22 protein-coding genes are annotated in these 22,608 nt (G+C 61.0%); 12 read left to right on the forward strand and 10 right to left on the reverse strand.

All coding sequences use genetic code 11. From position 1 onward, the window contains the following. Positions 1-346: 346 nt before the first annotated feature. Genes C7T36_RS09015 through C7T36_RS09025 form a run of 3 tightly spaced genes read left to right on the forward strand, consistent with a single transcriptional unit; the run spans position 347 to position 5,038 of the window. Positions 347-1,795, forward strand: coding sequence for an ABC transporter substrate-binding protein (locus C7T36_RS09015; protein WP_239654626.1), 1,449 nt, complete (start codon positions 347-349; stop codon positions 1,793-1,795). Positions 1,796-1,827: 32 nt separating this feature from the next. Then, positions 1,828-4,065 carry an arylsulfatase gene (locus tag C7T36_RS09020; protein ID WP_084702458.1) on the forward strand — a complete coding sequence of 746 codons (2,238 nt, stop codon included), beginning with the start codon at positions 1,828-1,830 and terminating at the stop codon, positions 4,063-4,065. A 55-nt stretch (positions 4,066-4,120) separates the two neighbouring features. Continuing rightward, positions 4,121-5,038: a LysR family transcriptional regulator gene (locus C7T36_RS09025; protein WP_033237001.1), complete on the forward strand. Its 918-nt coding sequence runs from the start codon at positions 4,121-4,123 to the stop codon at positions 5,036-5,038. A 2-nt stretch (positions 5,039-5,040) separates the two neighbouring features. Here C7T36_RS09025 and C7T36_RS09030 read toward each other — a convergent pair whose 3' ends face one another. The 4 genes from C7T36_RS09030 to C7T36_RS09045 are packed head-to-tail and all read right to left on the reverse strand — an operon-like array spanning position 5,041 to position 9,036. Continuing rightward, complete coding sequence (locus tag C7T36_RS09030; protein ID WP_033237002.1) at positions 5,041-6,093, reverse strand: CaiB/BaiF CoA-transferase family protein; 1,053 nt, start codon at positions 6,091-6,093, stop codon at positions 5,041-5,043. After that, positions 6,090-7,046 (reverse strand): LLM class F420-dependent oxidoreductase, encoded by a 957-nt coding sequence (locus C7T36_RS09035; protein WP_045064806.1) that lies wholly within the window; start codon positions 7,044-7,046, stop codon positions 6,090-6,092. Before C7T36_RS09035 ends, C7T36_RS09030 begins: the two co-directional genes overlap by 4 nt. Further along, on the reverse strand, positions 7,031-7,459 hold the full coding sequence (locus tag C7T36_RS09040; protein ID WP_033237028.1) for a cobalamin B12-binding domain-containing protein: 429 nt from the start codon (positions 7,457-7,459) through the stop codon (positions 7,031-7,033). The genes C7T36_RS09035 and C7T36_RS09040 overlap by 16 nt, the downstream gene beginning before the upstream one ends. Further along, positions 7,459-9,036, reverse strand: coding sequence for a methylmalonyl-CoA mutase family protein (locus tag C7T36_RS09045; protein ID WP_045066697.1), 1,578 nt, complete (start codon positions 9,034-9,036; stop codon positions 7,459-7,461). Before C7T36_RS09045 ends, C7T36_RS09040 begins: the two co-directional genes overlap by 1 nt. 70 nt (positions 9,037-9,106) lie before the next feature. On the opposite strand from C7T36_RS09045, the gene C7T36_RS09050 reads away from it, so the two are divergent. Then, a complete protein-coding gene (locus C7T36_RS09050) occupies positions 9,107-9,934 on the forward strand; it encodes an NAD(P)-dependent oxidoreductase (RefSeq protein WP_045064808.1) in 828 nt (275 codons plus the stop codon). Between the two features lie 89 nt (positions 9,935-10,023). Further along, a complete protein-coding gene (locus C7T36_RS09055) occupies positions 10,024-11,082 on the forward strand; it encodes an alpha/beta fold hydrolase (RefSeq protein WP_045064810.1) in 1,059 nt (352 codons plus the stop codon). An 8-nt stretch (positions 11,083-11,090) separates the two neighbouring features. On the opposite strand, the gene C7T36_RS09060 is transcribed toward C7T36_RS09055, so the two are convergent. Beyond that, the gene (locus C7T36_RS09060; protein WP_239654627.1) at positions 11,091-12,203 is read right to left on the reverse strand and encodes a hypothetical protein; all 1,113 of its coding nucleotides are present in this window, start codon (positions 12,201-12,203) and stop codon (positions 11,091-11,093) included. Further along, a complete protein-coding gene (locus C7T36_RS09065) occupies positions 12,188-13,312 on the reverse strand; it encodes a phosphotransferase family protein (protein WP_239654628.1) in 1,125 nt (374 codons plus the stop codon). Before C7T36_RS09065 ends, C7T36_RS09060 begins: the two co-directional genes overlap by 16 nt. A gap of 161 nt (positions 13,313-13,473) precedes the next feature. Here C7T36_RS09065 and C7T36_RS09070 point away from each other — a divergent pair, with 161 nt between their 5' ends. Next, positions 13,474-14,097 (forward strand): TetR/AcrR family transcriptional regulator, encoded by a 624-nt coding sequence (locus C7T36_RS09070; RefSeq protein ID WP_045064816.1) that lies wholly within the window; start codon positions 13,474-13,476, stop codon positions 14,095-14,097. Here C7T36_RS09070 and C7T36_RS09075 read toward each other — a convergent pair. Then, a complete protein-coding gene (locus C7T36_RS09075) occupies positions 14,087-15,349 on the reverse strand; it encodes a VWA domain-containing protein (protein WP_045064818.1) in 1,263 nt (420 codons plus the stop codon). The two genes, C7T36_RS09070 and C7T36_RS09075, sit on opposite strands and share 11 nt — an antisense overlap. Positions 15,350-15,467: 118 nt before the next feature. Here C7T36_RS09075 and C7T36_RS09080 point away from each other — a divergent pair, with 118 nt between their 5' ends. From C7T36_RS09080 to C7T36_RS09095, 4 genes are all read left to right on the forward strand, one after another. Then, positions 15,468-15,971, forward strand: coding sequence for a MarR family winged helix-turn-helix transcriptional regulator (locus C7T36_RS09080; protein ID WP_045064820.1), 504 nt, complete (start codon positions 15,468-15,470; stop codon positions 15,969-15,971). Positions 15,972-15,982: 11 nt separating this feature from the next. Then, complete coding sequence (locus C7T36_RS09085; RefSeq protein ID WP_033237011.1) at positions 15,983-17,041, forward strand: LLM class flavin-dependent oxidoreductase; 1,059 nt, start codon at positions 15,983-15,985, stop codon at positions 17,039-17,041. A gap of 8 nt (positions 17,042-17,049) precedes the next feature. After that, a complete protein-coding gene (msuE, locus tag C7T36_RS09090; RefSeq protein ID WP_045064822.1) occupies positions 17,050-17,613 on the forward strand; it encodes an FMN reductase in 564 nt (187 codons plus the stop codon). A 72-nt stretch (positions 17,614-17,685) separates the two neighbouring features. Further along, on the forward strand, positions 17,686-18,060 hold the full coding sequence (locus tag C7T36_RS09095) for a CD225/dispanin family protein (RefSeq protein ID WP_045064825.1): 375 nt from the start codon (positions 17,686-17,688) through the stop codon (positions 18,058-18,060). On the opposite strand, the gene C7T36_RS09100 is transcribed toward C7T36_RS09095, so the two are convergent. Beyond that, on the reverse strand, positions 18,057-19,190 hold the full coding sequence (locus tag C7T36_RS09100; protein WP_106939748.1) for a lipase family protein: 1,134 nt from the start codon (positions 19,188-19,190) through the stop codon (positions 18,057-18,059). The genes C7T36_RS09095 and C7T36_RS09100 overlap by 4 nt on opposite strands. A 184-nt stretch (positions 19,191-19,374) precedes the next feature. Here C7T36_RS09100 and C7T36_RS09105 point away from each other — a divergent pair, with 184 nt between their 5' ends. Further along, entirely contained in the window at positions 19,375-20,838 is a 1,464-nt protein-coding gene (locus C7T36_RS09105) for an NAD(P)/FAD-dependent oxidoreductase (RefSeq protein ID WP_045064827.1), read from the forward strand. On the opposite strand, the gene C7T36_RS29830 is transcribed toward C7T36_RS09105, so the two are convergent. Continuing rightward, positions 20,751-20,999, reverse strand: coding sequence for a hypothetical protein (locus tag C7T36_RS29830; protein WP_133637934.1), 249 nt, complete (start codon positions 20,997-20,999; stop codon positions 20,751-20,753). The genes C7T36_RS09105 and C7T36_RS29830 overlap by 88 nt on opposite strands. A gap of 184 nt (positions 21,000-21,183) precedes the next feature. On the opposite strand from C7T36_RS29830, the gene C7T36_RS09110 reads away from it, so the two are divergent. Next, positions 21,184-21,855 carry an NAD(P)H-binding protein gene (locus tag C7T36_RS09110; protein ID WP_045064829.1) on the forward strand — a complete coding sequence of 224 codons (672 nt, stop codon included), beginning with the start codon at positions 21,184-21,186 and terminating at the stop codon, positions 21,853-21,855. Here the strand turns inward: C7T36_RS09110 and C7T36_RS09115 are convergent. After that, positions 21,833-22,603 carry an ABC transporter permease gene (locus C7T36_RS09115; protein WP_045064832.1) on the reverse strand — a complete coding sequence of 257 codons (771 nt, stop codon included), beginning with the start codon at positions 22,601-22,603 and terminating at the stop codon, positions 21,833-21,835. The two genes, C7T36_RS09110 and C7T36_RS09115, sit on opposite strands and share 23 nt — an antisense overlap. Between the last annotated feature and the right edge of the window lie 5 nt (positions 22,604-22,608).

A 22,608-nucleotide genomic window follows, 5' to 3' on the forward strand; every position in this document is an offset into this window, starting at 1 on the left:
TTGCGAACTCGCGGGACCATCTTCGTCGTCCGGCAAGGCCGAAGTCACAGGACACGCGGCGCCGATACATTCCAATGATTGTCTCGATACGAAATGTCTATTGGACGTACCGCCTGGCGCTGACTTGTAATAACAAGCACCCCTTGCCGATCAGGCAACTTCCCCGGCACGCGATTCCTCCGAAAGGCTGACGATGACTCGAGCGCAGCGAGTGTCTTTGAGAAAGTTTCGACCCACACGGCAAGCTAGAACGACACTAGTCTTGGCGTGTGCGGCGGTGCTCTTCCTGAGTGCTTGCGGCGGCGGAACTGCTGTCGATCAAACATCGACCACTGCAGGAGATCCGGTGGCAGGCGGCAGCGCAGCGCTCACGTACAACAGCGAGCCTCGCACCCTCGACCCTGCAGCACTGTCCAACACGTGGGCACACCAGGCGGTTCTGGGCAACGCACTGTACGGAACGTTGATCGTCAACAACGTCGATACCCTCGCGATCGAGTACAAGATGGCCACGGACTTCTCTACCACCGACGGTGGCCGGACCTTCATGTTGAAACTTCGCCCGGGGCTTCAGTTCACCGACGGCACTGCGCTCGATGCCGCTGCCGTGAAATTCAACTGGGACCGATTGCGCGACCCTGCGTTGGCATCGACGTCGCTCCGACAGGCCGCGCAGGTCGCGAGCAACGATGTGGTGGACGCAACCACACTTCGCGTCACCATGACCTCCCCCAGTCCGCACTTCCCGCAGAACCTGCTCGCCGGCGCCATGAACTGGATAGCCTCACCCACGGCACTACAGAAAGGACAGGCGGCATTCGACGCGGAACCCGTCGGAGCCGGTCCATTCACCCTGACCAAGTGGATGCGCCAAGATGTCATCGAGCTGTCGAAGAACACGGGTTACTGGGACGCGCCACGTCCATACCTCGACAGCATTACCCTCCGCGCCGCGAGCGATAACGCTCAGCGACTCAACGCGGTCACGACGGGCGCTGTCGACGTCGCAGCAGAAACGAGTTGGGCGAACCTCGCAAAGGCAGAAGAGGCCGGATTCCCCACTCAGACGGTGCCACTCGGCGGCGGCCAGTTCATCGGAATGAACTTCCGCCGAGCACCTTTCGACGATCCCCGGGCTCGCCGGGCAGTCATTCTCGCGATCGATCCGGAATCGGTCAACGTCGCCGTGTACAACGGCAAGGGGCAAGTTCCCGCCACCCTGTTCCAGAAGAACTCCCCCTACTTCACCGATATTGCGTTGCCGAGTCCGGACAAGGTCGAGGCTCAGAAACTGTTCGACGAACTGGCAGCAGAAGGCAAGCCTGTCTCCTTTGCCTTCACCACCTATCCGACGCCGGAAGCCAAGGCAACAGCCGAGAGCGTTCAGGCCCAGTTGAGTGCATTCGAGAACGTCGAAGCCAAGATCGATGTCGTCGACTTTACTGCCGCCACAGCACGCACCGCGGCGCACGATTTCGATATGACCATCACGTCTGCGCTCATCCAGGATCCGGATTCCGGTCTGTGGAACGCCTTTCATTCGGCCTCTCGCGGAAATACGATCGGCGTCGACGATCGAGAACTCACCGCCGCGCTGGATGCCGGCCGTGTTGCCGAAGACCCGGCTGCGCGCAAGGAAGCGTACGAAACAGTCCAGAAACGTCTGGTCGCATTGAATCCCGGGATCTGGTACGTGCGGTCGTCGCCGTCCGTCATCACCGGCAAAAATGTACATGGCGCGCAGATGTACGGCCTTGGATCTCCCCTACCCGAGGAACTCTGGTTCCAGAACTGACCCGTCAACACACCGTTCACCGAAGGAGTGGGATGTCCGCGAATGCGCACAGCCGCAAGGCACCAGAAGGTTCACCCAACGTCGTCGTCATCGTTCTCGATGATCTGGGCTTCGGCCAATTCGGCTGCTACGGTTCGGATATCGAGACTCCGAACATCGACAAACTGGCCCAGGGTGGACTACGCTACAACCGATTTCATGTCACCGCTCTGTGCTCGCCGACGCGTGCCGCCCTCCTGACCGGGCGCAATCACCATGCCGTTGGAATGGGGTTTCTCGCCGATATCCCGACGTCGGATCCCGGCTACACCGCCAAGATTCCGCAGGAAGCGGCAACCGTCCCCCGCATCCTGCGTGACGCTGGGTGGAACACGATGGCCGTCGGCAAGTGGCACCTCCTCCCGTCCGGTGAACGCAGCAGCGCCGGACCGTACGATCGGTGGCCGTCGGGACTTGGCTTCGAGAAGTACTACGGTTTCCTGCGCGGCGACGCCAACCACTGGGCTCCCGAGTTGGTCCGCGACAACTCGTACGTAGATCCTCCGAGCGGACCCGAGGACGGCTATCACCTCACCGAAGATCTTGCAGACGAGGCTATTCGGATGGTGGTCAACCAGCAGGAGTCGGCGCCGGGCAAACCCTTCTTCCTCTATTTCGCCACCGGCGCCATGCATGCGCCGCACCATGTCGAGAGGAAATGGGCGGACGACTACGCCGGTCAATTCGACCTCGGTTGGGATCGATGGCGCCAGAACGTCTTCGAGCGGCAAGTGGCCGAAGGAATCGTCCCCGCCGATACGATACTGACGGAGCGACCGTCATGGGTTCCGGATTGGGAGCAGCTCACCTCCGACGAGCGGCGCCTGTACTCACGTATGCACGAGGTGTACGCCGGGTTCCTGACACACACCGACGCTCAGATCGGCCGCGTCGTGGACAGTCTCGAGGAATTGGGGATCCTCGACAACACACTGATCTTCGTGATGTCAGACAACGGCGCCAGTGCTGAGGGTGGCGTCGCCGGCACATCCAACGAACACCGGTTCACGCACCGCATTCACGACAACATCGAGGAGAGTCTCGATCAACTCGAGGATTGGGGCGGAATTCACGGATACCCGCACTACGCCTGGGGTTGGGCCTGGGCCGGTAACACTCCGTTCCAACTGTGGAAGCGATACACCTGGCTCGGCGGTACTCGTGTCCCGATGATTGCGCACTGGCCCAAGGGCATCAGCGCTGCCGGCGCGGTGCGTGGGCAGTTCGCGCACGTTATCGACGTCTTCCCCACAATCTTGGAAGCCTGCGGCGTCACCGCTCCCGATACAGTCGGAGGCGTCGCACAGCAGTCGGTCGACGGGGCAAGCCTGCTTTCGACGTTCAGCGACGCATCTGCTCCCGACCCGCGGACTGTTCAGTATTTCGAGATGCTCGGTTCACGATCGATCGTGGCGGACGGGTGGAAGGCAACAACCAATCACGTGTCGATGGGTGTGATGGACGAGGAACTGCTGATGGAGGGCAGTCGCGATTTCGACAACGACCGTTGGTCGTTGTTCAACCTGGAATCCGACTTCTCCGAAGCCAACGACGTGGCCGACGAATTCCCCGACGTCGTAGCGAAACTCGAGCAGCTGTGGTTCGCCGAGGCGGAACGGAACAACGTCACACCGATCGCCGACAACCTGCGGGGCCGCACTGCAAGCATTGTGCCGCGGGACTATCCCGTCGGCTCGGACATCACGCTCTATCCGAAGGGCGGTCCGGTATCGGACGAGGCGATTCCCCGACTTTTTGCAGGCGGGCGTATCACCGCCGACGTCGATGTGGCAGCCGAGAATCCCGAGGGCGTTCTGTTTGCTCTCGGAGATTGGACCGGTGGTTTCGCGGCGTACGTCTGCGACGGGGTCCTTACCGTCACGGTGGCGACGCCGGGCGGGGAGATCCTGCTCTCCGCCGATCGGAAACTCACCAGTGGACGTCATCAGCTCGGGTGTGTTCTCAGTCCTGTACCCGAAGGCGGTGCGCGCGTGCAGATTTTCGTCGACGGCAACATTGTCGGGACCGGGCACAGCGATCATTCTCTGCCCCATGCCTGGCAACACGGCGGCACATCGATGACGCTCGGGTACGACCGCGGCCTCCCGGTCAGTAACAGCTACCGTCCGCCTTTCGCGTGGAACGGAGTGCTGCACCAGGTTCGGATCGAGGCCGGTACGCAGATCATTCCGGAGAAGGATGTCATCAGAATCGCGCTCCAGGTCGAGTAGCGGGGCACCGTTCTACCTGCCGGGACACGACATCCCGGCAGGTAGACTCGCGCGCATGGAAGTACAGCAACTCCGCTGCATCGTCGCCGTTGCCGACTACGCCCATTTCACCCGCGCCGCACAGTCTTTGCACCTCACTCAACCGGCACTGTCCAATGCCATCGCGAAGCTCGAGAAGGAACTAGAGCTCAAGATTTTCGTTCGGACCCCGCGCGGGGCGGAAGTGAGCGTGGACGGCGCCAGAGTTGTCGATTCAGCCCGGCGAGTGTTGCACAGTCTCGGCGAATTGAATTCCGTCGTCGACAGCATCAAAGGCGTCACGACGGGTGCATTGCGGATCGCCACACGCCGGACGTTCATGCGTACGACCACCGAGTTGGTGCGACGCTTTCACGAGAAGTACCCATTGGTCTCCATCGACGTCACGGATCCGATGACCGACGAGGAGGTCTTCGACGCTGTCGATCAAGGCAAGTGCGACGTGGGGTTCTGCCGGATCGGCGGACGTTTACCCGGGCTCGACTTCCAGGTCTTGTACGAGAGCGAACTGGTGGTGCTGAGCGCCGCTACTGCCGACGACTGCCCGCCGAGAGTTCTCAGTTGGCCCGACGTAGCGGAGTTGGAGTTGATCGCACCGTCTGCGGGCAGCCCTGTGCGGGTGGGGTTGGAGCGTATCTTCATCGAACAGTCATTGCAGATGAAGGTCTGCATCGAGAGCGAGAATTTCGAGTCACGCGTGGACATGGCACGAATGGGTTTGGGTTCCACGATTGCAGACCGAGTATCGGTACTCGGCTTGCCGGGGTTTCGAATCGACTCCATCAATCCCCCGATTCCCACGAAGATCGGAGTCATCAACCGAAGTCACTCGGTTCCCCCGACCGTGCACGCATTCAAATCCCTTGCGCGAGAATATTTCACGGACAACTTTCCGCAAGTAGCGCAATTCGAGCTCGGTGCACGGCCGGCGTGACATCAGATCCGAGCCGGAATGTCCCCGTGCTCACCGAGCAGGGGCGGCGGGCCGTACTCGGGTTCGTAACCAGCGACGCGGATCGGACTTCCGACCAGACGGTAGTCCCCGGCCGTCACTATCGCCTCCGGAAGCGCGTCGAGCGCGTCAGGTAGTGAACGCACTGCAGATGCGGGCACTCCTAATGGGCGCAGGCGAGATTCCCAGTTGGCGGCGGTGTCCGTGGCCAACACTTCGGTAACGGCGCCCAGTACCTCGTCTCTGCGCTCAGCTCGCTCAGCCATCGTCTCGAATCCCACGATGCCGGCTTCGCCGGCAAACGAGCGCCAGAAACCGTCGTGTGTGATGAACAGTGCGAGGTGTCCGTCTGCCGTCGGAAATAGTTGAGCGGGAACATAGTACGAATGCGCGCCTGAAGGGAGTCGACGCGGCTCCACACCGTCGTTGAGGTAGGACGACGCTCGATAGTTGAGCTGCGAGAGCATGACGTCTTGCAACGACACCTCTACCTGTCCGCCGCTACCCGATACGATCTGCGCCAGAAGTCCAAGAGCCGCAGTAAGCCCGGAGGAATTGTCTGCCGAGGAGTATCCGGGAAGCGTCGGCGGACCGGACGGGTCACCAGTCAGCGAAGCTACGCCGGTTGCTGCCTGAATGACGTAGTCGAAGGCAGGATCGTCACCGGCGGCCAGCCCGAATCCGGTAAGTGCAACGCATACGATTTGTTCGTTCCATTTACGCAGAGCCTCGTAGGTCAGGCCGTACCGGTGGATGGCCGACGGTTTCAGGTTTGCCAGCAGCGCATCGGATTCCTCCACCAATTCGCCGAGTCGCGCCTGCCCGGCCTCTGTCGTGAGGTCGATGCAGATACTCCGCTTGCCGCGATTGAGGCTCGCGAAGTAAGAATCGCTGACCTGGCGCGATATGTCTCCGCTCGGCGGTTCGATCTTGATGACATCTGCGCCGAGATCAGCCAGCATCATGGTGGCGTACGGTCCGGCGAGCATGTGCCCGATCTCGAGGATCCGGATGCCTGCCAGCGGCCCGGAGGTCACCGGAACTCCGCTGCGATCTGTGCGATCACTTCGCGCGTCCGGTATTTGGAGGCGATCAGCTCGTCCCGGTTGTCACCGATGGGGAGTAGTCGCATCGAAAGATCGGTAACCCCGGCAGCCTCGTAGCTGCGGAATCCCTCGAGTATCGCATTCTCGTCACCCACAACGCACAGATCACCAATGTCCTTGGCGCCACCCTTTTCCAAGAGTTTCTGATAGTTCGGCGACACCTCGGCTTCACCGAGGATCCGGTTGGCTCGCTCGCGCGCTTTGTCGACTTCGGACGGACTGCACAGACAGACCGGGATGCCGGCGATGATGCGCGGATCGGAACGACCGGCGTCGGCTGCTGCCTTGCTGATCCGAGGAACGACGTGATCTTCGATCGCACGCTGGTCTGCCATCCACAGTATGGTTCCGTCTGCGCGCTCGCCGGCGATCTTCAGCATGACTGGTCCGAGAGCGGCAACCAGAACTGGCATCGGAGATACGGGACCGATCTCAAGCGGATTGTGCACCGTGAACGTCGAGTTCTCCACGTCTACCGGACCGGGGCCGTTGAGGGCAGCGGCAAGGACCTCGAGGTAGTCGCGGGTGAGCCCGGCCGGCTTGTCGTAGGGCAAGCCGAGCATGTCCTCGATGATCCAGTGATGCGACGGACCGACACCGAGCGCCAACCGCCCGTCGGTTGCTGCGTGAGCCGAGAGCGCTTGCCGCGCCAGTGCAATCGGATGTTGTGCCTGCAGCGGGACCACGGCTGTGCCGATTTCGATTCTCGACGTCCGCGTGCCCATCAGGGACACAGCCGTCAACGCGTCGAAGTCGCTGGGAACCTGCGGCACCCAGACACTGTCGAGACCGGCGGCCTCTGCCCACTCCACGTCCGCCATCATGCGGGCGACCTTCTTCGCGGAGTCGCCCCGCTCGGGGCCGATCATCACTCCGATGCGCACGGTTCCTCCAGATTTGCTGTTGCCGATGTTTCAGTCAATGCGCGTACTCCGCTGACCAGTTCTTCCAGTGAAGCGCCGGTGGGAAACACTGCCGAGGCACCGGCCTCGAGCAGGCGCGGCACATCCGACTGCGGGATTGTGCCTCCTACAACAACTTTGATGTCTCCTGCGTCCGCAGCCCGAAGAGCCTCGACGGTTCGAGATGTGAGCGCGACGTGAGCACCGGAGAGAATACTGAGTCCGACAACGGCCACATCTTCTTGCAGTGCAATGGTAACGATGTCTTCGACCGTTCGCCTGATACCGGTATAGATAACTTCGAATCCTGCGTCGCGCAACGCTCGCGCAACGATCTTGGCACCACGATCATGGCCGTCGAGGCCTGGCTTTGCAACAAGTACGCGGGCGCTCATCAGAACACCACCGGCTGCTGGAATTCGCCCCATACTGCCTTGAGGGACGAAACCATCTCGCCGACTGTGCAGTACGCGTTGGCGCAGTCGATCAACTTGTGCATCAGATTGTCCGTTCCTTCCGCTGCTCGGGACAGTGCCGTCAGTGACCTCGCCACCTCGTCAGGATCACGGTCCGCTTTGACCCTCGCGAGCCGTTTCAGTTGCAGCTCACGCCCTTCGGCGTTGAGCTCGTAAGTCGAAATCTCCGGCGCGGGTTCCTCGGAGACAAACCGGTTGACACCGACAACCGGCTTTACGCCCGATTCGACGTCCTTGTGGAGTTGGTAGGCCTCATCGGCGATCAGCCCCTGCAGGTAACCGTCCTCGATTGCTCGAACCATGCCGCCGTGCGCCTCGAGATCCGCCATGATCTCGATGAGTCGCTCTTCCGTTGCATCCGTAAGGGCTTCGACGAAGTAGGACCCACCGAGCGGGTCAGCCACCCGCGTCACGCCGGTCTCGTACGCGAGGATCTGCTGGGTACGCAGGGCCAACGTTGCGGACTCTTCACTGGGAAGAGCAAAGGGCTCGTCCCAGGCCGCTGTGAACATGGACTGGACGCCGCCGAGTACCGACGCCATGGACTCGTACGCCACACGCACGAGGTTGTTCTGCGCCTGAGGCGCGTACAGCGACGCGCCACCGGCGACACAACCGAAGCGGAACATCGACGCCTTGTCCGTGCTGGCTCCGTAACGCTCGCGGACGATGGTGGCCCAACGACGGCGTCCGGCACGATATTTGGCGATCTCCTCGAAGAAGTCGCCGTGCGTGTAGAAGAAGAACGAAATCTGCGGCGCAAACTCGTCGATGGTCATGCGTCCACGCTCGACCACTGTGTCGCAGTAGGTGACACCGTCCGCGAGTGTGAAGGCCATCTCCTGGACGGCGGTGGCGCCGGCATCACGGAAGTGCGCTCCGGCCACCGAGATTGCATTGAACCTGGGCACCTCGGCGGCGCAGAACTCGATGGTGTCGGCAATCAACCGCAGCGACGGCTCCGGGGGCCAGATCCACGTACCTCGGGAGGCATATTCCTTCAGGATGTCGTTCTGGATTGTCCCGGTGAGCTTCTCCCGCGGAACACCCTTGCGTTCAGCAGCAGCCACATAGAACGCCAGCAGAATCGCGGCCGTTCCGTTGATGGTGAAACTGGTGCTGATCTTGTCGAGCGGGATGTCCTCGAACAGCACCTCCGCGTCGGCAAGGGTATCGACGGCTACACCGACGCGCCCGACTTCTTCGGTGACCTCTGGGTCATCGGAGTCGTAGCCGCATTGGGTGGGCAGGTCGAGGGCAACCGAGAGTCCGGTGCCGCCTTGCGCGAGGAGATAGCGATAGCGAGCGTTGGACTCTTCCGCGGTGCCGAACCCGGAGTACTGCCGAAAAGTCCACAAGCGCCCTCGATATCCCGAGGAGAAGTTGCCGCGGGTGAAGGGGTACGCGCCCGGTGCGGGCGGATCGACAGTCCTGTCCTCCGGTCCGTAGACCGGAGCGAGAGGGATGCCGGACGAGGTTTCCGTGAAGTCGTTCATCGTTGAATACGGTACTTGCAAAAAATGAGAATGCCAATACCATTCCAGAGAACGAGAACTTAGGAGAACGATGCCCAGCCAGAACGCACTCACCGATCGCACCTTGGTCATTTCCGGCGGAAGCCGTGGAATCGGCCTTGCCATCGCCACCGCAGCAGCCAAGTACGGAGCGAACGTCGTTCTGCTCGCCAAGACAGGCGAACCACACCCGAGACTTCAGGGAACCGTGCACACAGCCGTCGAAGGCATCCAAGCTGCCGGCGGAAAGGCCGTTGCCGTCGTCGGCGACGTCCGGAAAGAAGAAGACGCCAGGCGCGCTGTCGCCGTCGCGGTCGAGAATTTCGGTGGCGTCGACATCTGCGTCAACAATGCGAGTGCAATAGCCCTCGAAAGCACGGAAAACCTGCCGGCAAAGAAGTACGACCTCATGCAGGAAATCAATTCGCGAGGCACGTTCCTACTCACACAGGCCGCCCTGCCACACCTGCGCGAGTCGGAAAACGCACACATCCTCACCATCGCACCACCGGTGAACATGAACCCGTACTGGCTCGGCGCACACCCCGCATACACGCTCTCGAAGTACGGAATGAGCCTGCTCACCTTGGGCTTTGCGGCAGAATTTGCCGACGCCGGCATCGCCGCGAATTGCTTGTGGCCACAGACGTACATCGCCACTGCAGCGGTCGCCAACATGGCCGACGGAGACAGCCTGCTGTCCTCGTCACGTAGTCCGGAAATCATGGCCGACGCGGCCGTCGAGATCTTCTCCCAGCCGTCCACGAAGACCACCGGCAACTGCTTCATCGACGCCGATGTACTCATCGAGTCGGGAATCACGGACCTGTCGGTCTACGGCGGCGGCGACAACCCGCAGCTTGATCTGTTCCTGGACTGATTCGAACACACTGCAGCGGGTGTATGTGATCGTAGGTAACATACACTCGTTGTGGCCGAAGCACGGCTGCCGACTGCGAGGGGACAGCTGTGTTGGATACGAGGCGTTTGATCACGAGTGCACGTAACGCGTGGGGTCTGTCCTTCGGCGACGGCATCGAAGGGCGCCGGCGCACCCCGTCCACCCTGATCTCCGAAGGTCCGCACCGCGATTTGTACCGCTTCGGAGAAATCCAGGGACGACCCGTACTCCTGGTGCCCCCGTTGGCTGTCCCCGCATATTGTTACGATCTCCGGCCCGGCCAGAGTCTCGCTTCCCATCTCGTTCGAGGTGGACATACGCCGTACGCGCTCGACTACGGAACGATGCAATACACAGATCGGCACATGGGATTTGAATCCTGGATCGACGGCATCATCCCCGATGCCATACGTGTGGTCTCCGAATTGCACGACGGCACAGACATTTCCGTCATCGGATGGAGCCTCGGTGGAACCATGACGCTGTTGACCGCGTCGGCTCACTCCGACCTGCCGATAGCGTCGATCACAGCGATCGGCACCCCGGTCGACTACACCAAAATTCCCACAATCAGCCCACTTCGGCTGATCGGTGGATACACCGGCGATCGCCCACTCACGACGGCCACCGATCTGATCGGCGGGCTTCCCGCTCCCCTGGTGCAAGCTAGTTATCGCGTGACCGCGCCGCAACGGGAACTACTCAAGCCGTGGTTCATCGCCAAGAACCTGCACAACACCGAGACCCTCGCCCGCATGGAATCGATCGACACCTTCATGGCGGACATGCCCGGCTACCCCGGGCGGGCATTCAGGCAGATCTGTAGGCAACTCATCCTGGGAAACGGGTTGTACAAGAACACAATCGTTCTGGGAGGCCGAAGCATCGACCTGGCCGAACTGAATGTGCCGGTACTCGCGATCGGTGGAACATCCGATGTCATCGCACCCGCCGCCTCGGTTGCGGCAATCCGGTCGGTCCTGACCGGATCACCGTCCGTTCGATTCGAGGAGGTGCCGGGAAGCCACCTCGGCATTGTGGCCGGCCCGACGTCAGAGAACTCCACCTGGGCGCACATCGACAGCTTCTTGAAAGACGTTACCCAGCAGATGGTTACGGCTCTCTAGATACACGTTCACTTCGCCATGTCGAGCCAACCCACAAAGCCGGACGGGTCGTGGCGCCCCATGACGGCGTGTTCGAACATGCCCCACCCCTCGGACCCGTTGCAGGTTGCCCGCGCGATGTGGTCAATTGTTCCGTAGGGAAGCTTGGCAACGATCGCCGGGTCGGTGAGGTCGTACACCGACGACGAGCTCCAGTTACGGCCGCGCCATTCTCCATGCGTCCAGTCGCTGTCGCCGCCGTAACCGGCACCGACGTTGAGAGCAACAAATCCGATGGTGTCGATATCGACAACCAGAGCCTCGCCGGCCGGCGTAGTCAGGTGAATACGTGCGCTCTCGGGATGCCTGGTTCCGGGTCGGTACGCGATTTCGGTACGCGGCCAACCTAATTGCTCAACTCGCCCGTCCGGGAAGGTGCGCGTCGCGTGGCTCAGAGTGCGGTAGCCGTCGGGGCTTTCCTGCACGATGATCATCAGCGCAAAATCGTCGAATCGAAGCGGCACATACGTCCACCAGTGACCGCCGGGGGGCTCGTCGCCCATGCGGCCCGCTGGATCCGGCTCGCCGACGGGTCTGATCCCCCACGAGCGGTCACGACTTCCCGTCCAGACTGCCGGATCGACGGCAATATCGGTGCCGCGCACGCTCATCATGCCGGACCAACTGCCGACCTGCGCAAAGCGGGTGGCGTCGAGGATCGCTCGCGGACCCGACATCAAAGTGTGGTGTTCCTCGAGAACCGAATCGAAGGCGCCCTCCCATGTCATGTCGAAGGAAAGGTCTTCATGTTCGCAGACAACCCGCAAGGTCTGCAGCGGCTTGATCACCTCGACCCGGTACCCACCCACTTCGGTTTTGGTCGATGCACCGTCATGCGCATCCGAAAACCGCACTGCCACTTGCGTATCACCGGTGCGGACGGTGGCAAATGCGTCGACGACGCCGAGGTTGGGGTACACCCCGAGTCCGGTCACGAGGAAGACGTCCCCGGTGCGGTCGTGGGCGTTGAAGTAGCATCGGTCGTAGAAATTGCGGTCCGTGCTGGCAACGCGCGCCATGGACAGCGGCGCCTGGTGCACTGGGTATTCGTCCAGATCGATCGGCTTCATTTCTTGTCCCATTCGTAGGTTCCATCGATGAGGTCTGCAAGCATGCGGTGATGCAGTACGTATTCGTCGGGATTCTCCGGAGCCTCTATCTCCCCGAAGTGGATTCGACGTCGAGCGATCTGTGACATGACGATTCCGTGCCGCAACGCCGCGTACACCAGATAAAAGTCGAGGTCACGAACCGTCACACCCGTCGCCTGCTCGTATTGTGCGACTACGTCTTCGCGTCGGAACATCTTCGGCAATCCGGGCATGGAGAACTGTTCCGCCAGGTCCTGGAACTGACGGTGGAAGAATATGAACCAACCGAGATCAACTTCGCGCGGCGCCCCGGCTGCCGATTCCCAGTCGAGGACCGCGACCGGAGCGGTCCCTTGGAACATGATATTGCCAACCCGAGAGTCACCCCAGCACAACACATCTGCACTCGGCTCTTTCGGCCAGTGGGCTTCGAGCCATTCGAAAGCAGCTTCCAACAGCGGGATTCGTAGTCCGTCGTCGCGGCGGGTCCAGTCGTAGTATGCACGCTCGCCCTCGAAGTGTCGGCGCAGGCCTGACATGCCACTCAGAAAGGGCAGTTCTGCGTCGATGCCGTGAATCCGCGCCAGAATATCGATACTGCTCGACTGAACACGCGCCTGGTCTTCACTGCTCGATTCCAGAAGCCATCCACCAAATACGTAGGGCGGGTTGTCCACCGGGACTGCACCGGTCACTCGGTCCATGACCAGGAACGGGGTCCCGAGGGCTTCCGACGAGGTCTCGACCCAGCGAACGTGCGGGACGGGCACATCACTTCGCTCGCGTACCGCGGTCAGGACGTCGAACTGATATTGGAGGTCGTACGTGGGGAAAACAGGAAATGCCGAGACCTCAGGTGCCAGTCGCGCCACCAACTGTGCCGACTGTGGGGCTCCTTCCTCGGTCCAGTCCAGATCGAACAGCACTGAGACACTGGACATTCCCGAATGGGCCGGCCTGCTCACGTTGTACACACGCACATCAGTGGCGGCGCCGAGCGTTCCGACAAGCCACTTTTCGAGTTGCGCAGAGACAACCTCGAGGTCGGTCTCCGTTGTGGTGATCGACGCTTCCACGTCGTCCGGCATGCTCGTTGTCACTTCAGGGAGCCTTCCTTCACTTGATTCACGTTCGCGCCGCATCTTCGACTCCGAGAAAATCGCCGGCAGCGTCAAAAGTTCCGTGATTGGGCTAAACTTTCTGTACTGCAGGCCAAATATAGACTTGAGTTTAGTTTTGTGGAAGGTTTTCGGGAGAATTGATGACCGACGAACAGATGCCGCTCTCACGCCGCGAGCGCAACAAGTACGAGACACGCCAGCGACTCCTGAGCGCAGCCCGCACATTGTTTGCCGAAAGGGGTGTAACAGGCACGACGATCGACGACCTCGCCGAGGCAGCCGATGTCTCGCGCGCGACGTTCTTCAATTACTTCCCCAGCAAGGATGCGGTGGTCTCGGCACTACACGACGGCCACATGCAGAAGCTGGGCGTTCTGATCGACGGACTGCTCGAGCGTGAAATGACGACAAATGAACGGATTCGCCTCGTCCTCGAAGACGTCACCGACGCAACGCACAGATTCAGGGAGTACCTCCGCGCCGGCGAACTCGAGCGAGACCCGGCGCGCGAACAGATCAGTCCCGAACGCACCGAACAGTTCCACGATCAAATCCGTCGACTACTCGATCGCGGAATCGTCGACGGCGAAGTGCGCACGGACTTCTCGGCCCATTTTCTCGCTCAGACAGCTGCTGCCGTGTATATCTCATCGGTTCAGTACTCGCGGCCGCCAGCAGCCGACAACACGGATAACACCGGCAGCTTCGACGACGCTCTACGTTTCATCGCCGAAGCACTCGAACCGCGAGACGCTATCTCGTGATTCCGGCTGCGACGGCACTCTTGTGCCAGTCCGGGAATTCGCTCAACAACCGTGAATAGAGCTCGGAGTCGGAAACGGAATCGATGTCGTCGAGGGCAAAGAACCCGGCGTTGTCGACCACTCGCCCGTCCATGTCGTCGAGCTTCTCGAGCACTCCGTACTTGGCCTTGCCGATCCCGACGAACTGCCAGAACGCCGGTAGCGCCGACGCGTCGCGCATCAGAGCCGTAATTTCCCGACGCTCGGTGAATCCTCCGTCTGTGAAGAAGAGGACAAGCGTTGGCGCCGTACCGGAGCGCAAGCCGGAGACGATTTCCGTCATGATCGGAATTTCGCGGTTGGACGCACCGATCGCGTCGTAGTCGAATCCGCCGTGCGATCCGCGCAGGTGCAGGTATTCGTCCGACCAGGATTCGGCGTCGTGCACCGATATCTCCGGAAGTTTATGGAAGCCAACCGCATACAGGTACGGCTCGAGCTTGCCGTCGTCGTCGAGCTGAATCGCGACGGGAACCATTCGCTCGACGACCCGGTGAACCACCTTCGACCTGTACTGCTTGCTCATGCTGCCGGTTTTGTCGATCACCAGGATCACGCGGGCGCGGATTCCGTTGCCGCCCTTGGTCAACAGCACCTTCGCGACTTCGCGTTTACGAAGGTCGAGCTTCTCGCGCTTGACCATCGACAGCTTGGCTTCGTCGGGAACGCTGCGAATACCGTCCGTCGACGCTTCTGCAGGCTCATCGTCGACCGAGACCCCGAAAGTCGTTACCAGGTCCGCCAATCCCCCGTCCCACCCGGCTGAGACGTTGCGGATCTTCCATGCCTCACCGCGGCGGTAGATCTCGACCAGCACAGCCGCCCGTTCGGTGGTCAAGCCCAGCGCAGGGGCAGCGATCCGTTCACCGCCTGCCTGATCGCCCCCTGCCTGATCAACCATGGCCCCCAACTGCGGCACGTCGGCAAGAGCACCGGACACATCGCCGTCGAGCGCGACCGCAACGCTGAGCATCATGATGTCGGCCGGCACGCCGGCGCTGTCGATCTCGACAACTCCTCCGTCGCTCAGGCGTACCGCACCTTCCGGCGAATTCGGCTGATTGAAAAAGATGAAATCCGCGTCGCTGCGGACCTTGTTGTTGCCGTCGAGCTGGAAAACCATCAGGTCGACGCTGCCAGGGGCGGCACCCGTCACCGCCACTCTCAGCGTGTGTCCGTCGACCGTTGTGTTCGCTCCGCGTACCAACTCCATGCGGGAACACTATCGAGATCCGGACCTCTCAGAGCGTTCAGGAATAGATTCCGCCCTCCCAGCGTAATAGTTGAGTAAGCAATACTTGCGTAAGCAAATAAATCGAGGAGCGAGGGCGATGGACCAGGACAAACAGACGCGCGGCCGGGTGTGGCGCAATCTTGTCGTCGCGCACAGCGTCATCCTCGGAAAAATGGAGGCTGACCTGCGCGCAAGCACCGGGCTGACGCTCGGTCAGTACGACGTACTGCTGCGACTGCACGAAGCCCCCGGCAATTCACTGCGTATGGGCGACCTCGCCCAGCAAGTCCTGGTGACCACCAGTGGCGTCACCCGAGTCGCGGATCGACTAGTCAACGCCGGACTGGTGGAGCGAGTGCGCCCCGACGCCGACCGACGGGTCGTCACGGTCTCGATGACGCCCGCAGGCAAGGAAACTCTGCGAGCCGCATCTGCCATTCATTCGCGCGGAATAGCGGAGTACTTCGCCGACCTGGTCGAAGCGGAAGAACTTCCGGTCCTCGATCGCTTCTTCAGCCGCCTCGCAGCTCGCCACACCACAACAACTGACACCTGTGATGTCGGCGGCACGCGCCTCCCCATCACCCCCACGACACGATAGAGAGAATCACCATGGCATTCGAACTCGGCATCTACCATTTCGGCGAACTCACGCCCGACCCCGAAACCGGCAAGACGATGAACCCCGGTGTCCACCTTCGACATTTGGTGGAGCAGGCAACCGTTGCCGACCAGGTCGGGTTGGACGTCTTCGGAGTCGGCGAGCATCATCGGACGGACTTCGCGGTCTCGTCGCCCGCTGTGGTGCTCGCCGCGATGGCGCAGGCCACCGACTCCATCAAACTCTCCAGCGCTGTCACCGTACTCAGCTCCGACGATCCGGTCCGCGTCTTCCAGCAGTTCTCGACGCTCGACCTCCTGTCCGAGGGACGAGCGGAGATCATCGCCGGACGCGGGTCGTACACCGAATCGTTCCCACTGTTCGGATACGACCTGTCCCAGTACAACGAGCTTTTTGCCGAAAAGCTCGATCTGCTCCTGAAACTGCGGGACGAGAATCCGATCACGTGGGAGGGACACCTGCGTCCCAGCCTTGTCGACGGTGACGTAACACCTCGGCCTGACCGTCAGATCCCGGTGTGGATCGCTGTCGGCGGCACCCCGGCGTCGGTAGTTCGGGCAGCCAAGCTGGGACTTCCGTTGTCGCTGGCCATCATCGGCGGTAGTTACCAGCAGTTCGAACCCTTTGTCGACCTGTACCGCCGGGCCGCCGTGGAGTTCGGCCACGACCCGAAGAACCTGAAGGTTTCGATTGCGTCGCCAGGCTTCGTCGACACGTCGAAGCAGGCCGCTCTCGATACGTCGTACCCGTACTTCCAAGCCGGTTGGATGCAGAACCACCACCAGCGTGGCAACGGAGTTCCCATGCCGCGCAGGGCATACGAAGCGCAGGCGACAACAGCCGGAGCCTTCTTCCTCGGTGGTCCGCAAGAGATCATCGACAAGACAATGGCGCAGTACGAACTGTTTCACCACGACCGGATCATGATCCAGATGGGTTTCGGCAACGTTCCCCAGAAGGACATGCTCCGAGCCATCGAGATCCTGGGCACCGAAGTCGCTCCCGTCGTCCGCAAGGAAATCGAATCCCTGACACCAACCGAGAAGTAGGACAACTCATGACAACACCCCTGAAAGTTGTTGCCGTTGTCGGCAGCATGTCCAGGCCGTCGAAAACCCGGGCACTGGTCGACCTCGTCATCGAGACGATGGGAGACGTCGAGCAAGTCGACGCTCGGGTGATCGAGATCGTGGATCTGGTACCCGGCTTGGCCGGCGCACTCGATCGTGACCACGTCGACGCAGCCACCGCCGACGCGCTGAACGCGGTCGAAAACGCAGACATCGTGATTGCGGCGTCGCCTGTGTTCCGCGGTTCGTACACCGGAATGTTCAAGCATTTCTTCGATCTCGTCGATCAATATGCTCTCGCGAACACGCCTGTCATTCTCGCGGCAACCGGTGGAAGTGATCGGCATGCACTGGTTCTCGACCAGGCACTGCGGCCACTCTTTGCGTTCTTCCAAGCATGGACTGCTCCTGTCGGCATCTATCTCAGCGCCGGTGATTTCGACGGGACGACCATCCTCAACCCTGAGGTATTCGAACGTATCGACATGGCCGTCAAGGACGTTCTTCCGGTAGCCAGATTGCTCGCGGATCACACATCGGTTTCCGCCTAGTTGGGTTACTCCGATGATTCTCGAGCTGAATCGCAGTAGCGTCGAGGAGAACCCTCATGTCAGGAGCCCATCATGACAAGTTCGGAACAACCCCCTCGGTCGCAACCCACCGCTGCGCAACCGACCTCTGCGCAACCGACCTCTGCAGCCTTCCCGCGGAACCCTGACCGCCCACCGGTCAATGCCGGGTGGGCGGTTGTGTCCTTGCTCTTCTTCTGGCCGCTGGCCTTCTCGGCTTTCAACCACGCGTTCAACGTGTATCCGTTGTGGGCGGACGGCGACGCGGACGGTTCACGCTACGCATCGGACCGGGTCAAGAGGCTTGGACAGATATCACTCGTGATAGCGGGCGGGCTGCTGTTGATCTTCGTCATCCTGTACGCGATCGCGGCAATAGTGTGGTTCGCGCAGACCGGCGACAGCGATTTTCATCGCCGCATGCGCTAGCGCATTACTCGCTGCGTGAACTCGACAGTCTGATCCATCGATGCAATCACGGACTGACTGTGGGGGACTCCCTGGATTTCTTGATACTCGAATTGCGTACCTCTGGAACGTAGATCGACGAGTTGCGCCCAGGTGAACGGAATGGGGAGTGTTGTGTCGGCGGTGGACTGAACGATGCGCAACGGCCGGTCGTAACCGTCGACAGGAACCTGAAGCATCTCTCGCATCAATTCGTAAATGTGTGGCGTCCACAGCGATTGAGAAAAGAGAGCGCCCAAGGGAACCCTCTCGCTTGCAACAGTCTTACCGATATCGACCGCACACTGCGTCGCAGCCTTCTCCATCCACGAAATTCCGAGGGGCGAAAGATACTGTCGGACATTCTCTTCCGGGCGCTGATCATCGATCCCACCGAGAAGGTAGAGGACATAAACCACGAGGCCGGGAATACCCAACTCCGGGAACAACGGGCCACCGAGCGGGAACAACCCCTCCAGATGAGTAGGTCCGGCAACAACCACTGTGCCCCGGAAATCCAATCCCGGTGCGCGGGAACTTGCTTCATGGCCGGCGAAGTAGGCAGCATGCCCACCTTCCGACAGACCCGCCACCATCCAGCGTTCGTCCAGCACGTCGCCGTACACCTCGTGCGCGGCGCGAACGACGTCGATTGCGTTGGCACCCGCGGCTGGGCCGTCGAGGTAGGCCAGAGCGCCCTCGGTCCCGAGTCCCGAGTAGTCCGTCGCCACAACTGCGTAGCCCTCCGCCAACCATCGCTCGATGGGGCGTCGTTCGGTCTCGTAGAACCCGGCCACCGAAGGCGCGCAGCGATCAGCGCTGCCCACCGTTCCGTGGGCGTACGAGATCACCGGCCACCCACCCGTCGGCGGTGCCCCCTCCGGCAGGAATATCGAACCCGACGAGATTCCTTGCCGATCGGCCGTCCGAAGAGTTCGGTAGACAATCTGTTCGGAAACGGCGGCTCCAATCGGTAGCGTCGCCGCGGCGAGTGGCATATGAGAGACAACCGATCCCGCGATCGGTTCTTCCGCGCGCGCAACTGTCGCATTCAGTGACAGCGCTGTACACACAACCACCAGTGCCGCGCCGACCCTACTCGAACAGCCCATGTTTTCTTTTCTCCACAACAATGCCCATGACGTGTACTCGGACATCCCATCATCTGCCATAACAGCCGTGAATTGTGGAGCTTCGCGGCGCGAGGTTCCGATTTCGATCGCCGGCGCATCGGTCAGTAGGCTGGGTTTCGACCACCTTTTCACCGGGACGGCGCACTCGATACGGAGTACACAGATGAGCACCGAACACCTCGATGTACTGATCGTCGGTGCAGGCCTGTCGGGTATCGGTGCTGCGTATCGCCTTCAAACCGAGCTTCCCGGAAAGTCGTACGCCATTCTCGAGGCTCGCTCGAACAGTGGCGGAACCTGGGATCTGTTCAAGTATCCCGGCATTCGCTCCGACTCCGACATGTTCACGCTGGGGTATCCGTTCCGCCCGTGGACCGATGCCAAGGCAATCGCCGACGGCCCGTCGATCCTGCAATACGTCCGGGACACCGCCAGTGAGAACGGTATCGATCAGAAGATTCGGTACAACCAGAAAGTGACTGCGGCGTCCTGGTCGTCGGAAACGTCGGTCTGGACGCTCACTGTCGTGTCCGAGGATCGGGAACACACACTCACCTGCAATTTTCTCTATCTCTGCAGCGGCTACTACAGCTACGACGCCGGATACACACCCGATTTCCCAGGCTTGGAAACGTTTGGCGGAACCGTCGTGCATCCACAGTTCTGGCCGGACGATCTCGATTACACCGGCAAGAAGGTGGTTGTGATCGGAAGTGGCGCTACCGCAGTCACTTTGGTTCCCACGATGTCCAAGAGCGCCGAGCACGTCACGATGCTGCAGCGGTCGCCGTCGTACATTCTCACGTTGGCGTCGAAAGACAAGATCGCGGATTCCTTCCGCAAGTACCTGCCGAGCAAGGTGGCACACAGCGTGGCCCGATGGAAGAGCGTCCTGGTCAATCTCGGCTTCTACCAACTGTGCCGCCGCAGCCCGGCACGCGCGAAGAAGCTACTGAGCATAGCCGCCAAGCGGCAACTCCCCCATGATGTTCCGATCGATCCGCACTTCACGCCCGCCTATGACCCGTGGGATCAGCGACTATGCGTCGTACCCGACGGCGATCTGTTCAAGGCGCTGAAATCCGGCAAGGCCTCCATCGAAACCGATCGCATCGAGACGTTCACCGAGTCCGGGATTCGTTTGATGTCCGGCACTGAACTCGACGCGGACATCGTGGTCACAGCAACAGGATTGAAGATGGAAGCCTGTGGCGGAATGTCCCTCGACGTAGACGGTGAGCCGGTATCCCTTGGCGATCGATACGTCTACAAAGGCATGATGATCAGCGAAGTTCCGAATCTCGCGATGTGCGTCGGGTATACCAACGCGTCGTGGACGCTGCGGGCAGACCTGACGTCGATGTACGTGTGCCGCCTGCTCGCCGAGATGGACAAGCGCGGATACTCCACCTGCGTTCCGCAGGTAACCGAGGACATGGATCAACGCCCCATTCTCGATCTCGAGTCGGGATATGTGTTGCGTGCCGTCGAACAATTCCCGAAGCAGGGATCGAAGTCGCCCTGGAACATGCGTCAGAATTACATCCTGGATCGCTTCCACTCGACATTCGGGAGCATCAACGACCACATGTCGTTCTCGAAGAACAACTCGCGCGCAAACAGGTAGACCAGTCGAACGAGTCCCACCACCACACCGATGAGAAGGCACATCGCGGAACCTGCGACAACAGCACACAGCGCGCCGAAAACGATGATGGTCAACGCCTCCACACATCGACCGGCGGTTTCCGACCCGAGCACATGTAGCTCGTCCCCCGCTTCGTCCATGCACCCATCCTCTCCCTACCGTCCGGACGGTTTGTAGGGACTTTGGTCGCAAGTTGGATGAAAGAGACCAATCGTTGCAGGTCAAACGTTCAGTTGGCGCTCCGGCATACTCCGCCCCGACACCGCTGCGTAGTGTGTTCGCAGAATTCGACAACGCAGAATTCGACAACGGGGGGCAACACAGATGAAGGTCGTAATTTTCGGGGCAACGGGAATGGTGGGCAACAGCGTTCTGCGCGAGTGCCTGACGGATTCGCGAATCGACACGGTAGTGACCGTCGGCCGTAATCCGATCACGATCGGCGACGCAAAAATAGTCGACATCGTTCATCACGATCTGCTCGATCTCACGAGCATCGAGGGAGACCTCATCGGCGCCGATGCCTGCTTCTTCTGCCTCGGTGCCTCGTCTGCCGGAATGAACGAAACCGACTACACCCGGATCACCCGCGACTTCACGCTCGCTGCCGCGACGACACTCGCACGGCTGAATCCGCACATGGTGTTCGTCTACGTTTCCGGCGAGAGTGCCGACTCCACCGAGACCAGCACGACCATGTGGAAGCGAGTACGTGGCGCAACCGAGAACGCACTGCTGGCACTGCCTCTGACCGTTTACATCTTCCGGCCGGGGTTTATCCGCCCGCGCTCCGGATCACCGTCGAAGACGTGGTGGTACCAGGCGTTCTATCAACTGTCAGCGGGGTTGTACCCACTGCTGCGGATTGTGCTGCCAGGAAGCGTGACAACAAGTGAAAACATCGGCACGGCGATGATCACCCTCGCGTCGAACGCCCCTGATCTGCCCGATCGGGTCCTGCGCAGCAACAAGATCAACGAACTCGCGCAGCTCTGACTCGCCTACCTCGGTAGACGCGGCCTCGCGCAACCAACTCCACGGCAACAGCTACCGCGCAGGTTTGCGCCAACAACAGCCCTGCCAATACAAGGATCTGCACAGCCCCGGCCTGCACCGCGGATCCCGTCGCAAGCAGAACGCCGACAAACGCTCCGGGCAAAGTCACCAGGCCGACGGTTCGCGTCTGGTCGACTCCTGGCAGCAAAGCGTCGGCGGCGGCAGTTCTCGCCACCTCCCACCGGGCGTCGCGCTGCGAAAAACCAAGGCTGAGGGCAGCTTCGACCTCACCGTATCGGGAGTCGACGGCGTCGAGTCCACGTTTAGCGGCCATCGATGTCGCGGTCATAGCGCCGCCCATCACGATCCCGCCGATCGGCACGATCGCAACCCCCTCCAAGGGAACCACCCCTGATATGAGCATGAGTGGGAGCACAACGGCGATGCCCGCGAGCACAGCGGCACTCAGCCAAACGCCGGAGCGACCGGAGTTCGATCTACGCGCAGCCGTGAATGACGCGGCCGCAAACATCCCGATCAGCACGAGTACCGCCGACCAGAGGTGAGCGAGAGCAGCAGCCAGGATCAAGGAAATCGCTGCCAATTGGATGGCGCCACGCACCAGCGCACCGGGGACGACACGAACACTGCCGATGCGAGTGAAGCGATAAACGAGCGCCGCCAACACCGCCATCGCCAGACAGAGCAGCCCGAGACGGATACCGGAGTCGGCTATCGACATGCTCATGACTC

This window comes from Rhodococcus sp. AD45-ID, assembly GCF_003023755.1.
Taxonomy (GTDB): Bacteria; Actinomycetota; Actinomycetes; order Mycobacteriales; family Mycobacteriaceae; genus Rhodococcus_F; species Rhodococcus_F globerula.

Bases quoted from the DNA above. Each gene is read 5' to 3' on its own strand.
- C7T36_RS09020 (WP_084702458.1), top strand. From the start codon at position 1,828: ATGTCCGCGAATGCGCACAGCCGCAAGGCACCAGAAGGTTCACCCAAC.
- C7T36_RS09025 (WP_033237001.1), top strand. From the start codon at position 4,121: ATGGAAGTACAGCAACTCCGCTGCATCGTCGCCGTTGCCGACTACGCC.
- C7T36_RS09040 (WP_033237028.1), bottom strand. From the start codon at position 7,459: ATGAGCGCCCGCGTACTTGTTGCAAAGCCAGGCCTCGACGGCCATGAT.
- C7T36_RS09045 (WP_045066697.1), bottom strand. From the start codon at position 9,036: ATGAACGACTTCACGGAAACCTCGTCCGGCATCCCTCTCGCTCCGGTC.
- C7T36_RS09050 (WP_045064808.1), top strand. From the start codon at position 9,107: ATGCCCAGCCAGAACGCACTCACCGATCGCACCTTGGTCATTTCCGGC.
- C7T36_RS09060 (WP_239654627.1), bottom strand. From the start codon at position 12,203: ATGGGACAAGAAATGAAGCCGATCGATCTGGACGAATACCCAGTGCAC.
- C7T36_RS09070 (WP_045064816.1), top strand. From the start codon at position 13,474: ATGACCGACGAACAGATGCCGCTCTCACGCCGCGAGCGCAACAAGTAC.
- C7T36_RS09075 (WP_045064818.1), bottom strand. From the start codon at position 15,349: ATGGAGTTGGTACGCGGAGCGAACACAACGGTCGACGGACACACGCTG.
- C7T36_RS09080 (WP_045064820.1), top strand. From the start codon at position 15,468: ATGGACCAGGACAAACAGACGCGCGGCCGGGTGTGGCGCAATCTTGTC.
- C7T36_RS09085 (WP_033237011.1), top strand. From the start codon at position 15,983: ATGGCATTCGAACTCGGCATCTACCATTTCGGCGAACTCACGCCCGAC.
- msuE (WP_045064822.1), top strand. From the start codon at position 17,050: ATGACAACACCCCTGAAAGTTGTTGCCGTTGTCGGCAGCATGTCCAGG.
- C7T36_RS09095 (WP_045064825.1), top strand. From the start codon at position 17,686: ATGACAAGTTCGGAACAACCCCCTCGGTCGCAACCCACCGCTGCGCAA.
- C7T36_RS09100 (WP_106939748.1), bottom strand. From the start codon at position 19,190: ATGGGCTGTTCGAGTAGGGTCGGCGCGGCACTGGTGGTTGTGTGTACA.
- C7T36_RS09105 (WP_045064827.1), top strand. From the start codon at position 19,375: ATGAGCACCGAACACCTCGATGTACTGATCGTCGGTGCAGGCCTGTCG.
- C7T36_RS29830 (WP_133637934.1), bottom strand. From the start codon at position 20,999: ATGGACGAAGCGGGGGACGAGCTACATGTGCTCGGGTCGGAAACCGCC.
- C7T36_RS09110 (WP_045064829.1), top strand. From the start codon at position 21,184: ATGAAGGTCGTAATTTTCGGGGCAACGGGAATGGTGGGCAACAGCGTT.
- C7T36_RS09115 (WP_045064832.1), bottom strand. From the start codon at position 22,603: ATGAGCATGTCGATAGCCGACTCCGGTATCCGTCTCGGGCTGCTCTGT.